This window comes from Streptomyces chrestomyceticus JCM 4735 (genome assembly GCF_003865135.1).
In the GTDB taxonomy this organism is placed as follows: domain Bacteria; phylum Actinomycetota; class Actinomycetes; order Streptomycetales; family Streptomycetaceae; genus Streptomyces; species Streptomyces chrestomyceticus.
In genome coordinates this window covers 5,508,670-5,521,988 of sequence record NZ_BHZC01000001.1, presented here as the reverse complement: position 1 = coordinate 5,521,988, position 13,319 = coordinate 5,508,670, and the positions used below count along the sequence as shown (strand labels likewise).

The 13,319-nt window shown below is 71.9% G+C and carries 11 protein-coding genes; 5 read left to right on the top strand and 6 right to left on the bottom strand.

From position 1 onward, the window contains the following. Positions 1–23: 23 nt before the first annotated feature. From EJG53_RS23990 to galU, 5 genes are all read right to left on the bottom strand, one after another. Positions 24–647: a GNAT family N-acetyltransferase gene (locus EJG53_RS23990; protein ID WP_125046495.1), complete on the bottom strand. Its 624-nt coding sequence runs from the start codon at positions 645–647 to the stop codon at positions 24–26. Continuing rightward, positions 644–1,249 (bottom strand): MogA/MoaB family molybdenum cofactor biosynthesis protein, encoded by a 606-nt coding sequence (locus EJG53_RS23985; RefSeq protein WP_125046494.1) that lies wholly within the window; start codon positions 1,247–1,249, stop codon positions 644–646. The genes EJG53_RS23990 and EJG53_RS23985 overlap by 4 nt, the downstream gene beginning before the upstream one ends. Continuing rightward, positions 1,246–1,728 (bottom strand): cyclic pyranopterin monophosphate synthase MoaC, encoded by a 483-nt coding sequence (moaC, locus tag EJG53_RS23980; RefSeq protein WP_125046493.1) that lies wholly within the window; start codon positions 1,726–1,728, stop codon positions 1,246–1,248. Before moaC ends, EJG53_RS23985 begins: the two co-directional genes overlap by 4 nt. 209 nt (positions 1,729–1,937) lie before the next feature. Beyond that, positions 1,938–3,254 (bottom strand): molybdotransferase-like divisome protein Glp, encoded by a 1,317-nt coding sequence (gene glp, locus EJG53_RS23975; RefSeq protein WP_125046492.1) that lies wholly within the window; start codon positions 3,252–3,254, stop codon positions 1,938–1,940. A 4-nt stretch (positions 3,255–3,258) separates the two neighbouring features. Further along, positions 3,259–4,161 (bottom strand): UTP--glucose-1-phosphate uridylyltransferase GalU, encoded by a 903-nt coding sequence (galU, locus tag EJG53_RS23970; protein ID WP_125046491.1) that lies wholly within the window; start codon positions 4,159–4,161, stop codon positions 3,259–3,261. A gap of 80 nt (positions 4,162–4,241) precedes the next feature. Between galU and EJG53_RS23965 the strand changes: the two genes are divergently transcribed. Next, a complete protein-coding gene (locus tag EJG53_RS23965) occupies positions 4,242–4,862 on the top strand; it encodes a 5-formyltetrahydrofolate cyclo-ligase (RefSeq protein WP_125046490.1) in 621 nt (206 codons plus the stop codon). Positions 4,863–4,971: 109 nt separating this feature from the next. Here EJG53_RS23965 and EJG53_RS23960 read toward each other — a convergent pair whose 3' ends face one another. Continuing rightward, entirely contained in the window at positions 4,972–7,887 is a 2,916-nt protein-coding gene (locus EJG53_RS23960) for a penicillin acylase family protein (protein WP_174856447.1), read from the bottom strand. Positions 7,888–8,161: 274 nt separating this feature from the next. On the opposite strand from EJG53_RS23960, the gene EJG53_RS23955 reads away from it, so the two are divergent. The 4 genes from EJG53_RS23955 to EJG53_RS23940 all read left to right on the top strand — a co-directional run bounded on the left by EJG53_RS23955 (position 8,162) and on the right by EJG53_RS23940 (position 13,154). After that, positions 8,162–9,880, top strand: a complete 1,719-nt coding sequence (locus EJG53_RS23955) for a potassium/proton antiporter (protein WP_244955301.1) — start codon at positions 8,162–8,164, stop codon at positions 9,878–9,880. Between the two features lie 561 nt (positions 9,881–10,441). Then, positions 10,442–11,665: an MFS transporter gene (locus EJG53_RS23950; RefSeq protein WP_244955660.1), complete on the top strand. Its 1,224-nt coding sequence runs from the start codon at positions 10,442–10,444 to the stop codon at positions 11,663–11,665. Between the two features lie 69 nt (positions 11,666–11,734). Then, entirely contained in the window at positions 11,735–12,085 is a 351-nt protein-coding gene (locus EJG53_RS23945) for an FmdB family zinc ribbon protein (RefSeq protein ID WP_125046488.1), read from the top strand. Between the two features lie 235 nt (positions 12,086–12,320). Beyond that, positions 12,321–13,154, top strand: a complete 834-nt coding sequence (locus EJG53_RS23940) for an S-methyl-5'-thioadenosine phosphorylase (protein ID WP_125046487.1) — start codon at positions 12,321–12,323, stop codon at positions 13,152–13,154. Positions 13,155–13,319 lie beyond the last annotated feature (165 nt).

The window sequence follows — 13,319 nt, the reverse complement described above, 5'->3', positions numbered from 1 at the left end:
GTGAAATTATTCGAACATATATTTTATTTGTGGGGTGTGCTGGGCTTCTCCCGGTGCCAGCGGCTCAACAGCCCCTCCGGCACCTCCTCCGCCGTCAGCGCGAATACGAGGTGGTCGCGCCAGGCCCCGTCGATGTGCAGATAACGCGGCCGCAGCCCCTCCTCGCGAAAGCCGAGTTTCTCCACGACCCGGCGGCTGGGCAGGTTCTCCGGCCGGATACAGACCTCGATGCGGTGCAGGCCCACCGAGCGGAAGCAGTGGTCGACGGCGAGCGCCACCGCCGTCGGTATGACGCCGCGGCCCGCCACCGCCTCGTCGACCCAGTAGCCGACATGGCCCGAACACATCGAGCCCCAGGTGATCCCGGCCACCGTCAGTTGCCCGGCCAGCCGCCCCCGGTGCTCGACGACGAACGGCAGCATCCGGCCCGCGTGCGCCTCGGCGCGCAGGTGGCGGACCATCTGGCGGTACGTGGGCCGGTGCGGCGCGGGGACGCCCGGCGGGGGCGGCGGGATGGTCGCCTCCCACGGGCGCAGCCAGTCGCGGTTACGGCGGTTGACATCGCGCCAGGCCCGTTGGTCGCGCAGCTTTATCGGGCGGAGGGCGGTCTCGCCGTCCGCCAGTACGACGGGCCAGGGGGCGTTCAGTGTGCGCTCCCGGTGGAGGTGGGATCAGGGGGCGCCGGTGCAGGCGTCGGAGTCGGTGCCGGTGTCGGCCCGTGGTCGCCGCCCCGTAGCTGGTCCGCCGCGTGCGGGAGGAGGTCGGCGAGGACCGCCAGACCGTCGCGGACGCCGCCGGTCGAGCCGGGCAGGTTGACGATCAGCGTACGGCCCGCGACCCCGGCCAGGCCCCGGGAGAGCGCGGCGGTGGGCACCTTCGCGCGGCCCGCGGCGCGGATCGCCTCCGGGATGCCGGGGACCTCGTAGTCGATGACGCGGCGGGTGACGTCGGGGGTGCGGTCGGTGGGCGAGATGCCCGTACCGCCGGTGGTCAGGACGACGTCGTAGCCGGCGGTGACGGCGGCGCGCAGGGCGGCCTCGACGGGCTCGCCGTCCGGGACGACCTGCGGCCCGTCGACCGCGAAGCCCAGTGCGGCCAGGCCCTCGGCGAGCAGCGGCCCGCCCTTGTCCGGGTACACCCCGGCCGCCGCGCGGTTGGACGCGGTGACGACGAGGGCCCGGAGAGGAGCCCCGGGCGGCGGTGCGACGGGGGTGGCCTGCTGGGGCGAGGGGTGCGGGTCCGCGGTCATGACCGGCTCCAGTGGCCCGACTTGCCGCCCGTCTTCTCCTCGACCCGTACGTCGGTGACGACCGCTCCCTTGTCGACGGCCTTGACCATGTCCACGACGGTGAGGGCGGCGACCGAGACGGCCGTCAGGGCCTCCATCTCCACGCCGGTGCGGTCGGTGGTGCGGACCGTGGCCAGGATCTCCACGGCGTCGTCGGCCACCCGGAGGTCGATCTCCACCCCGGAGATCGCGAGCGGGTGGCAGAGCGGGATCAGGTCGGGGGTGCGCTTGGCGCCCATGATGCCCGCGATACGGGCGGTGGCGAGCGCGTCGCCCTTCGGTACGCCCTCGCCGCGCAGCAGCTCGACGACGCGCGGCGCGACCAGGACGCGGCCGCTGGCGCGGGCGGTGCGCGCGGTGACGTCCTTCTGGGACACGTCGACCATACGGGCCGCGCCCGACGCGTCGAGGTGGGTGAGGTCTTGCTGGCCGCTGCTCATCGTTCTCCCGGTCCGGACCGTGCCGCCTGTGCGACGACACCGTACCCGCAGGCGTCGGCCGTCACCCGGCTGCCCGGTGCGGACGACGGCACGCACGTTCGGCGCGGACGGGCCCGACAGCTCTGTATGGGTGGGCCCGACGCTTCCGTACCGACGGCTCCCACGGCGCCGTACGGACACCGCCCGCCTCATCCCCTGCCCCTGACACCTCACCCCAGCAGCACGACCTCCACCTCCGCCCCCTCCGCGACCTCGGTCGTCTCCTCCGGGATCACGATCAGCGCGTTGGCCTGGGCCAGCGCCATGATCAGGTGGGAGCCGGCGCCGCCCACGGGCGTGACGGTGGCGGTGTCGGCGTCGTACCAGCCGCGCAGGAACTGGCGCCGGCCCTGCGGGGACGAGTCCACGGGTGCGCCGCAGGTGGCCCGGGAGGTGTGGCGGTGCACGTCGGGCAGGCCCATGAGCGTACGGATGGCGGGGCGGACGAACAGTTCGAAGGAGACGTACGAGCTGACCGGGTTGCCGGGCAGGGCCAGCAGCGGGGTACGGTCCGGGCCGATGAGGCCGAAGCCCTGCGGCTTGCCGGGCTGCATGGCCAGCTTGCGGAACTCGACGGTGCCCTCCTCGGCGGAGAGGTCGGCGAGGGTCTCCTTGACCACGTCGTACGCGCCGACGCTGACGCCGCCGCTGGTCACCAGGATGTCGGCCCGGATGAGCTGGTCCTCCAGGGTGGCGCGCAGCGTCTCGGCGTCGTCGGCGACGGCACCGACCCGGTAGGCGATGGCGCCGGCCGCGCGGGCGGCGGCGGTGAGCTGGAAGCTGTTGGAGTCGTGGATCTGGCCGGGGGCCAACTCTTCACCGGGCTGCACAAGTTCGCTGCCGGTGGACAGGACCACGACCCGGGGGCGCGGCCGGACCCGGACAGAGGCGCGTCCGATGGCGGCGAGCAGGCCGGTCTGGGCGGGGCCGATGACGGTGCCGGCCTTCAGGGCCAGTTCGCCGGCCGGGACGTCGCTGCCCCGGGCGCGTACGTGCTGGCGTTCGTCGACCGGGCGGTAGACCCGGACCTCGCCGCCGGCGGCCTCGGGTGCCGCGCTGTGCGCGCGCATCGCCTCGGCGGGCCCGCCGCCCGTTCCGCCGTCGGTCCACTCCACGGGCACGACAGCTTCCGCGCCTGGCGGGAGGGGTGCGCCGGTCATGATGCGGGCGGCTTCGCCGGGGCCGACGGCAGGCAGTTCGGCACTGCCCGCCGCGACATCGCCGACCACCGTCAGGGCGGCGGGGAACGCGTCGGTCGCGCCGGCCACATCGGCGACACGGACCGCGTACCCGTCCATGGAGCTGTTGTCGAAGGGCGGCAGGGCGGCGGGGACGGTGACGTCCTCCACCAGCACGCAGCCCTGCGCGTCCAGGAGGTGGAGGTCGATCGGCTCCAGCGGGTGGATCTTGGACAGTACGTCGTCGAGGTGGTCGGCCACCGACCAGACGCGTTCCTGGTGGGTGGGCCGGCCGGTGGTGGCGCTCACGGTCTCACATCTCCTCGCTGACGAAGCTGCGCAGCCAGGTCCGGAACTCCGGGCCCAGGTCCTCACGTTCGCACGCCAGTCTGACAATGGCGCGGAGGTAGTCGCCGCGGTCGCCGGTGTCGTAGCGGCGCCCCTTGAAGACCACACCGTGTACGGGGCCGCCGAGCTCCGGGTCGGCGGCGAGCGCCTGGAGGGCGTCGGTGAGCTGGATCTCGCCGCCGCGGCCCGGCGGGGTCCGGCGCAGCACCTCGAAGACGGCCGGGTCGAGGACGTACCGGCCGATGATGGCGAGATTGCTGGGGGCGTCGGCCGGATCCGGCTTCTCGACCAGGTCGGAGACGAGCACCACGTCGTCGTCGCCGTCCGGGGCGGCGGCCGCGCACCCGTAGAGGCCGATCTGTGCCGGGTCGACCTCCATGAGGGCGATGACGGAGCCGCCGTGCTGCTCCCGTACCTGGATCATGCGCTGGAGCAGCGGGTCGCGCGGGTCGATCAGGTCGTCGCCGAGCATGACCGCGAAGGGCTGGTCGCCGACGTGCGGGGCGGCGCACAGGACGGCGTGGCCGAGGCCCTTGGGGTCGCCCTGGCGGACGTAGTGCATGGTGGCCAGGTCGCTGGACTCCTGGACACGGGCGAGGCGCGATTCGTCCCCTTTGCGGTCCAGCGCCTCTTCGAGCTCGTAATTGCGGTCGAAATGGTCTTCGAGAGGGCGCTTGTTGCGGCCGGTGACCATCAGGACGTCGCTGAGTCCGGCGGTGGCGGCCTCTTCCACGACGTACTGGATGGCGGGTTTGTCGACGACCGGCAGCATCTCCTTGGGCGTGGCCTTGGTCGCCGGGAGGAAGCGGGTCCCGAGACCGGCTGCCGGAATGACAGCCTTGGTGATCCGAGTACGCGATGGAGTCATGCGGATCACGATAACCGGCACTTTGCGCCGGAAGGCCGGGTCCGGTGAACGGGTCACAGGAGCGGGAGCGACGGCGCATCATGAGCGGTTACGACGGTGGGAAAAGCGGGTTGCGGCGCGATCTCCTGGACATGAGGGCCCAGTTGCCGGCCGGTGAAATCCGGGCGGCGGGGGCGGTGCTGGCGCGCCGTGCGCTGGCCCTGCCGGAGCTGGCCGGGGCGGGCACGGTCGCCGCGTACGTGTCGGTGGGGCGCGAGCCGTCCACCCACGCGCTGTTGGACCAGTTGCACGCCGCCGGGGTGCGGGTGCTGCTGCCCGTACTGCTGCCGGACAACGACCTGGACTGGGCCCCGTACGACGGCGCCGAGAGCCTCGTACGGGCCGCGCGGGGTCTTCGGGAGCCCGCCGGTCCCCGGCTGGGTCCGCGGTCCGTCACCGAGGCGGACGCGGTGCTGCTGCCGGGGCTGGCGGTGGACCGGCGCGGCATGCGGCTCGGGCGCGGGGGCGGGTCGTACGACCGGGTGCTGGAGCGGCTGGAGCAGGCGGGTGTCCGGCCGGCGAAGGTGGTGCTGCTGTACGACGCGGAGGTGCTGGCGGAGGTGCCGGCCGAGGAGCACGACCGGCCGGTGGACGTGGCGGTGACGCCGGGGGGTGTGCACCGGTTCGCGGTGCCGTCGTCCCCGACTTCGCCGACCGTGTAAGCGCCCCCTACAGGACACCGCACATAAGGGCGCGCAAAAGGCCGCCATAAAAAAACCGGGCGGACTCGAAGAAATTCGAGCCCGCCCGGTCCACGAGGTCAGCGCCCCGTCACGGCGACAACGTCAGCGTGTCCTTGGCCGCGGCCTTGACGGCCTTCTGGGAGTAGGCCCACGGGAGCAGTTCGCCCTTGGCCCACTTGTCCGTCTGGTCGTAGTAGTGCGCGCTGTACGCGTGCCCGGAGGCGCCCGTCAGGTTGATCCACCGCGACTTGTCCAAGTCGGCCAGGTTGACGACCATCCGCATGGACGGGACCCAGGTGACCCCGTAGCCGCCGGCCGCGTTCCAGCCGGTGGCGTTGACGGCCGCCTCGCCGCCGCCCACGTTCCAGGGGCCGCGGTTGAACAGGCCCTGGAGGAGGCCCGGGCCACTGGTGCCCAGGGTCTGGTTCTTGAGGAACATCTGGTGCAGGCGGCCCCAGCTCCAGTTGTCGACGTTCTTGCCCAGCTTGCTGGTGAGCTCGTAGCGGGCGTCCCGCATGGCGTGCTTGAGGAGCTGGTCGCGGTTGGCGTCCAGGACGCGGCCGGGCCGGGACTCCGTCTTCCACCAGTCGTTCTTGGGGTCGTCGATGATGTTCCGGACGACCTCGTACCAGCGGTCGCCGCCGTCGGGCTGCGCCTGGTCGGGGGCGCGCTGGCCGCACTCGCGCACCAGCTTGTCCTGGTCGTCGGCCGGACCGGTGTCGTCGGCCGGGCGGACGTTGAGGCACTGCCCCTCGACCCGCAGCTCCTTGGGCATCTTGTTGCCGAAGGCCAGCTTGAGGGTGTTGCGCCAGACCGCGTTGAAGTAGGCGGCGGCGGCCGAGTCGGGCTCCTGGGTGTAGTCCCAGCCCTCCAGCAGCTTCTGCGCCTCGCGGACGTACGCGTCGTTCACGTCGATCTTCAGCAGGTAGGGCGTCAGCAGCTTGGCGATCTCGCTGCTGTTGTCCATCTGCATGGTCTGCATGTCGTCCGTGGAGACCTTGCCGCCGTCCTTGATCTTGGACTGGATCAGGTCGTTGATCCGCTGGCTGCGGGCGCCGTAGCCCCAGTCCTTGGTCAGCAGGTACGGGTACTTGTCCGGGTCGACGACGGCCTGGTTGGCGGTGACGATGTAGCCGCGCGCCGGGTTGTACTCGTTGGGCAGCGCCTTCTGGGGCACGTAGCCGTCCCAGCGGGCCTTGGGGTCCCAGCCCGGGGAGGGCAGCGTGCCGTCGTAGCCCTTGCCGCGGACCGGGATCCGGCCGGGCGCCTGGTAGCCGATGTTGCCCTTGGTGTCGGCGTAGATCAGGTTCTGCGAGGGCACCTCGAAGTGCGCGGCGGCCTTGCGGAAGTCCGTCCAGTTCTTGGCGCGGTTCAGTTCGAAGACCGCGTCCATCGACTTGCCGGGGTCCAGGGCGGTCCAGCGCAGCGAGACGCCGTAGCCGTCGCCGCGGTCGGGTGCCGCGTTGCCGACCGGGGCGTGCTTGCCGACCTTGCTCATCTCGTCGTCGCGGTCGGAGATCAGCGGGCCGTTGTCGGTCGTGCGGACGGTGATCTCGCGGTCCGCGCCGCCGGCGACCTTGATGGTCTCCTTGCGGGTCTTGTACGGCTTGACCGTGTTGTTCGACAGGTAGCCGTTGGCGCTGATCTTCTCCAGGTACAGGTCGGTGACGTCGGCGCCCAGGTTGGTCATGCCCCAGGAAATGTCCTGGTTGTGGCCGATGACCACGCCGGGCATCCCGGAGAAGGTGTAGCCCGAGACGTCGTAGTTGCACTTGGCGCTGGTGGTGCGGCAGTGCAGGCCCATCTGGTACCAGAGGGACGGCATCTGGGGGGCCAGGTGCGGGTCGTTGGCGAGCAGCGGCTTGCCGGTGGTGGTGTGGGAGCCGGAGACGACCCAGGAGTTCGAGCCGATGCCGTTGCCGTTGGGGCCGAGCAGGGCCGGGATCTTCTCCAGGGACTTGGAGACCGAGGAGAGCTGGGTCTGCACGCCCTGAGTGGCGGCGGAGGCGGAGTTGGTTCCCGTACCGGTGCCGGTTCCGGTACCGCTGCCGGTTCCGGTGCCCGTACCCGTCCCGGTGCCCGTGCCGTTGCCGGCTCCCTGGCCCGTACGCGAACCGGCGCCGTTCCCCGGGCCCGTGCCCGTACCGGTGCCGGAACCCGTACCCGTGCCGGAGCCCGACCCCGAGTTGTTCTGCAGGCCGCCGCTCGGCTTCGCCTTGGCGTCGAAGTCCTTGGTGACCGGGTCGACCGCGCCGCCGTCGACGATCGGGCGGTTCCGCTTGGCCGGGTACTTCGGGTAGAGCTGGTCGATCTGCGTCGGGCTGAAGCGGCTGGTCAGCAGGGCGCGGTCGATCTCGTCCTGCATGTTGCCGCGCAGGTCCCAGGCCATCGCCTTGAGCCAGGCCACCGAGTCGACCGGGGTCCACTTCTGCGGCTTGTAGTCGTTCTGGAAGCCGAGCGCCGCGTACTCCAGGGACAGCGCCGAGCCCTCGTGGTCCTTGAGGTAGGCGTTGACGCCGTCCGCGTACGCCTGGAGGTACTTCTTCGTCTCCGGGGAGAGCTTGGTGTCGTACTCCCGCTGCGCGACGTCGTGCCAGCCGAGCGTGCGCAGGAAGGCGTCGGTGTCGACCTGGCTCTGGCCGAACATCTCCGAGAGGCGGCCGGCCGTCATGTGACGGCGTACGTCCATCTCCCAGAAGCGGTCCTGGGCCTGCACGAAGCCCTGGGCGCGGAAGAGGTCCTCGTCGGTGTCGGCGTAGATCTGCGGAATGCCGTTGCCGTCGCGGGAGACGTCGACGGGCGCGGTCAGGCCGGCCAGTTTCAGGGAGCCGGTGGTCTGCGGGTACGAGGCGCGGACGGTACTGACGCCCCAGTACGCGCCGGAGCCGATGCCCGCCACGAGCAGAAGCACGACCGTGGTCGCGACGAGGCGGCCGCGCCGCCCCTTCTTCTTCGGCTTCTTCGCAGCCTTGTCAGGGGCGGGGGCGGACTTGTTGGCGGGCATCTCTGTCCTTCGAGGGGCAGGGTGGGAGTGCTGGAGCAACCATAGGCGCACGGGTCCGCCGAGCCCTACGCGGTGTAGCCGGCGGCACCTCCAAGATTCAAGCAATGGTAAATTGTTAGTCTCAGTAACTAGATACGGTAAGGAAAGCCCGCCCGTTCCACAGCCCTGTGCCCGTACCCGTGCCTGACCGGCCCGCCACGAGGAAGGACCAGTCCTGACTGTCGACCGCCTCAACGAACTCCTGCTGATCTGCGCCCTCGTCCTGCTCGTCGCGGTGGCAGCGGTACGCGTCTCCTCCCGCAGCGGGCTGCCCAGCCTGCTCATCTACCTGGGGATAGGCATCGCCATAGGGCAGGACGGATTCGGCGGGGTCGTCTTCGACAACGCCGAGCTGACCCAGATACTGGGCTACACCGCCCTGGTCGTGATCCTGGCCGAGGGCGGCCTCGGCACGAAGTGGAAAGAGATCAAACCCGCACTGCCCAGAGCCGCGGTGCTGTCCACGTTCGGCGTCGCGGTGAGCGTGGGGGTCACCGCGGCCGGCGCCCACTACCTCGTCGGCCTGGACTGGCGCCAGGCGCTGCTCATCGGCGCGGTGGTCTCCTCGACGGACGCGGCGGCGGTCTTCTCCGTCCTGCGCAACGTGCCGCTGCCCGCCCGGCTGACCGGCGTCCTGGAGGCCGAGTCCGGCTTCAACGACGCCCCCGTGGTCATCCTCGTCGTCGCGTTCTCCACCGCCGGACCGGTGGAGCACTGGTACACGCTGATCGGCGAGATCGCGCTGGAACTGGCCATCGGCGCGGCCATCGGCCTGGCCGTCGGCTGGCTGGGCGCGTACGGGATGCGCCATGTCGCGCTGCCCGCGTCCGGCCTGTACCCGATCGCCGTGATGGCCATCGCCGTCTCCGCCTACGCGGCCGGCGCGCTGGCGCACGGCTCCGGCTTCCTCGCGGTCTACCTCGCCGCGCTGGTCCTCGGCAACGCGAAACTGCCGCACTCGGCCGCCACCCGCGGCTTCGCCGAAGGTCTCGGCTGGATCGGCCAGATCGGCATGTTCGTGCTGCTCGGCCTGCTGGTCACCCCGCACACGCTGTTCGACGACGCGGTACCGGCGCTGATCATCGGCCTGATCCTGACGATCGTGGCCCGGCCGATGTCGGTGTTCCTGGGACTGCTGCCCTTCAAGGTGCCCTGGCGCGAGAAGGCGCTGCTGTCCTGGGCCGGGCTGCGCGGCGCCGTACCGATCGTGCTGGCCACCATCCCGATGGTGGGCGGTGTGCCCGGCAGCGACCGGGCCTTCAACATCGTCTTCATCCTGGTCGTCGTCTACACGCTGATCCAGGGGCCCACGCTGCCCTGGCTGGCCAGGAAGCTGCGCCTGGGGGACGACGAGGAGGCCGCCGACCTGGGGATCGAGTCGGCGCCGCTGGAGCGGCTGCGCGGCCATCTGCTGTCCACCACGGTCAGCCCGAAGTCGCGGATGCACGGTGTGGAGATCAGCGAGCTGCGGCTGCCTCCGGGGGCCGCGGTCACCCTCGTCGTACGGGACGGCACCAGCTTCGTCCCGTCGCCCACGACCGTGCTGCGCCGCGGGGACGACCTGCTGGTCGTGGCCACGGACCCGGTACGGGACGCGGTCGAGAACCGGCTCCAGGCGGTCTCCCACCACGGCAAGCTGGCCGGCTGGCTGGCGCCGGGCGGGCCGGCCGGGCGGCGGGCCATCAAGAAGGCGGGGCTGCGGCCGGGCGACCGGGCGGGCGGCCGGGGCGGTGAACGGTCCGGGGAGCGGCCTGGGGAGCATCCCGGTGGCCGGGCCGGGGAGCGGGCCGGTGGCCGGTCGCGTGGCCGGGCCGGTGAAGGCTCCGGGGAGCGGCCCGGCGGCCGGTCCGCCGCGCGGCCGGACGGGGAGGCCGGAGGGCGGCCGGACGGAGCCGCCGGGGGCCGGCCTGACGGAGCGCCCGGAGGGCGGCCGCCGCACACGCCGGCCCGCTGAGCGACGGCGTCCGGACGCCGGGCGGTCGGCGTCCGGACGCCGGGCGGTCGGCGGCCGGCGGCAGGCACCTCCGGCGGTCGGCGGTCGGGCGGCAGGCGCCTCCAGCGGTCGGCGACAGGCCGCAGGCGCCCAGCGGTCCGCCACCGCCGCCCATCCGGGACCAACCGCCAAACATGCCGAAAATCGCCGCGGGAAGCCCTGGCCGACGCCAGGGCCTCCCCCGTATCGGCCTGTACTATGACATGGCAATCAAAGGAACCAACTCTGCCTGACGCAGAGCTGGCGCGACCGCTCGGCGGCCGCGGTCCCCTGCCACACGCAGCCACCTCCCCGGTGCGGACCACGCGGTATCACTCGGTCCTGCGCGAGAGGACAGCTCTCGGCGCGCACACCCCGTGACAACCTCGCGGGCGGCGCGCTACCAGGCGGTAGAAAGGCTCGGCCGTGGCATCCGCGGTCAAGGACAACGCGGGCAAGGGCGCCCAGGACGAGGCCGTCCAGGACACGACCGCCCCCGCACAGCAGACACCGGCCAAGAACGCCCGTCCCGGTTACGGGCAACTGCTGCGCACCCCCGGGGCGTGGGCGTTCCTGCTGCCGGGCTTCCTGGCCCGGCAGCCCTTCGCGATGCTGACGTTCAGCATCCTGCTGCTCGTCCAGCACACCACCGGCTCGTACGGCACCGCCGGTGTCGTCTCGGCGGTCACCGGCGTCTCGATGGCGCTGTTCGCGCCGCAGAGCGGCAAGCTGGCGGACCGGTTCGGGCAGCGCGCGGTGCTCGTACCCGGCGTACTGGTGCACGCGGCGGCGGTCGCCGCGATGATCACGCTGGCGCTGTCGCACGCCCCGCTGTGGGCGCTGCTGGTCATCGCCGTACCGACCGGCGCCTCGACGCCGCAGATCGGCCCCATGGTGCGCTCCCGGTGGGCCGCCAAGCTGACCGGTACGCCCCTGATGCCGACGTCCACCGCCTTCGAGTCGGTGACCGACGAGTTCACCTTCGTCATCGGCTCGGTGCTGGCGACCGCGCTGTGCACCGGCGTCCACCCGGCGGCCGGCCTGATCGCCGAGGGCGTCCTGACGCTGGGCGGCGGTCTGCTCTTCGCGGCGCAGCGGCGCAGCCAGCCGCCGGTGCACCGGTCCGCGGACAGCTCCGCCAAGCGCGCGTCCGCGCTGTCGGTGCCGGGCCTGCGGGTCCTGATCGCGGGTCTCTTCGGCATCGGCACGGTCTTCGGCGGCATGCAGGTCTCCCTCACGGCCTTCGCCGAGGACATCGGGCAGCCCGGCATCAACGGCCTGCTGTACGGGGTCTTCGCGACGGGCAACATGCTGGCCGGCATCGTGTGCGGCGCGATCTCCTGGAAGGTCGGCCCCCGGCGCCGCCTGCTGGTCGGGTACGCGCTGCTGACGCTGCTGACCACCCCGCTGTGGGCGGTCACCGTGGCGCCGCTGATGGGCGCGGTGGGCCTGCTGGTGGGCCTGTGCATCGCCCCGGCGCTGATCACCGGCTACACGCTGGTGGACTCGCTGGTGCCGGCCGCCGCCCGTACCGAGGCGTTCACCTGGCTGACCGGCGCGGTCGGTCTCGGCCAGGCCGCAGCGTCGACGGTCGCCGGTCTGCTGGCGGACCACTTCGGTCCGCATGCCGGATTCCTGGTGCCGCTGTGCGGTACGGGCCTGGCACTGGTGGTGCTGGCGGTGTTCCGGAGGCACCTGGTGCCGCGCGCCGAAACCCTGGTCGTCGGACGTGGGGTGGGTCACCGCTCACCGGCAACAGTGGACTGACGGGCCGGAATACTGCACTATGGAGCGTCGTTAGCACTCATTGAGTGAGAGTGCCAGGAGGAAGTCACAGTGCCGACCTACCAGTATCAGTGCACCGCGTGCGGCGAGGGCCTTGAGGCGGTGCAGAAGTTCACCGACGATGCGCTCACCGAGTGCCCCGCCTGCAACGGACGTCTCAAGAAGGTGTTCTCCGCGGTCGGCATCGTGTTCAAGGGCTCCGGGTTCTACCGGAACGACAGCCGCGGCTCGTCGTCCAGCAGCACGCCCGCGTCGAGCTCGTCCTCGTCGTCCAGCTCCTCGTCGTCCTCGGACTCGGGCTCTTCGTCGTCGTCCTCGTCGTCCTCGGGCAGCGAGTCGAAGTCGTCGGCCGGTTCGTCGGGCTCGGGCTCCAGCTCGGCGCCCAAGACGTCGGCTGCCTGATCTCGACTGCCTGAGGCTTCGGGTACCTGAGCCTCGGCCGCCTGGGCGCGGCTCCGGCCTCACCCGGCAGCACTCCTGCAGCACCCCGGTACGGACACGACGCGCGCGCCCGTGCCGGACACCTCTTCGCGGAAGCCCCGCCGTCACCGACGGCGGGGCTTCGCGCGTTCCGGAACGCGCCCCGCCCCCCACAGGTCCCCTCCTCGAGCCCCCTCCCCGCGGCTAATGTGACCGCATGGCTGACGCGGAGATCGGGGTCATCGGCGGATCCGGCTTCTACTCATTCCTGGACGACGTGACGGAGATCACCGTCGACACCCCCTACGGCGCCCCCAGCGACTCCCTCTTCCTCGGCGAGGTGGCCGGCCGCGCCGTCGCCTTCCTGCCCCGGCACGGCCGCCGGCACCATCTGCCGCCGCACCGCATCAACTACCGCGCCAACCTGTGGGCGCTGCGGTCGGTCGGTGTGCGGCAGGTGCTCGGCCCGTGCGCGGTGGGCGGGCTGCGCCCGGAGTACGGGCCCGGGACGCTGCTCGTACCGGACCAGCTCGTGGACCGTACGAAGGCCAGGGCGCAGACGTACTTGGACGGCGTGCCGCTGCCGGACGGCAGCGTGCCGAACGTGGTGCACCTGTCGTTCGCCGATCCGTACTGCCCGGTCGGCCGCGCGACGGTGGCCGCGGCGGCCCGGGGCCGCGCGTGGGAGCCGGTGGAAGGCGGCACGCTCGTGGTCATCGAGGGGCCGCGCTTCTCGACCCGCGCGGAGTCGCGGTGGCACGCGGCGCAGGGCTGGTCGGTGGTCGGCATGACCGGCCATCCGGAAGCGGTGCTGGCTCGTGAGCTGGCCCTCTGCTACACGTCGTTGTCCCTGGTCACGGACCTGGACGCGGGTACGGAGACGGGTGAGGGCGTCTCGCACGAGGAGGTGCTGGAGGTCTTCGGGCGGAACGTCGGCCGGTTGCGTGAAGTGCTGTTCGACGCGGTGGGCGCGCTGCCGACGACGGCGGAGCGGGCCTGCGCGTGCGCGGTCGCGCACGCGGGCTGGGACCTGGGAATCCCGTTGCCGTGAGGTGAGGGGCGGAAGGGGTTAGTGAGGTACGGAGGAGGTTCGTGAGGAGGCCGTGAGGGACTGAGGGGGCTCGTGAGGGGTGGAGAGGCCCGTGAGGGTGACCGTGTTCTCCACAACCCACGGGTAGTGATCCTCGGCCCGCGCGTGTCGAGGTTCCGTTGTCCA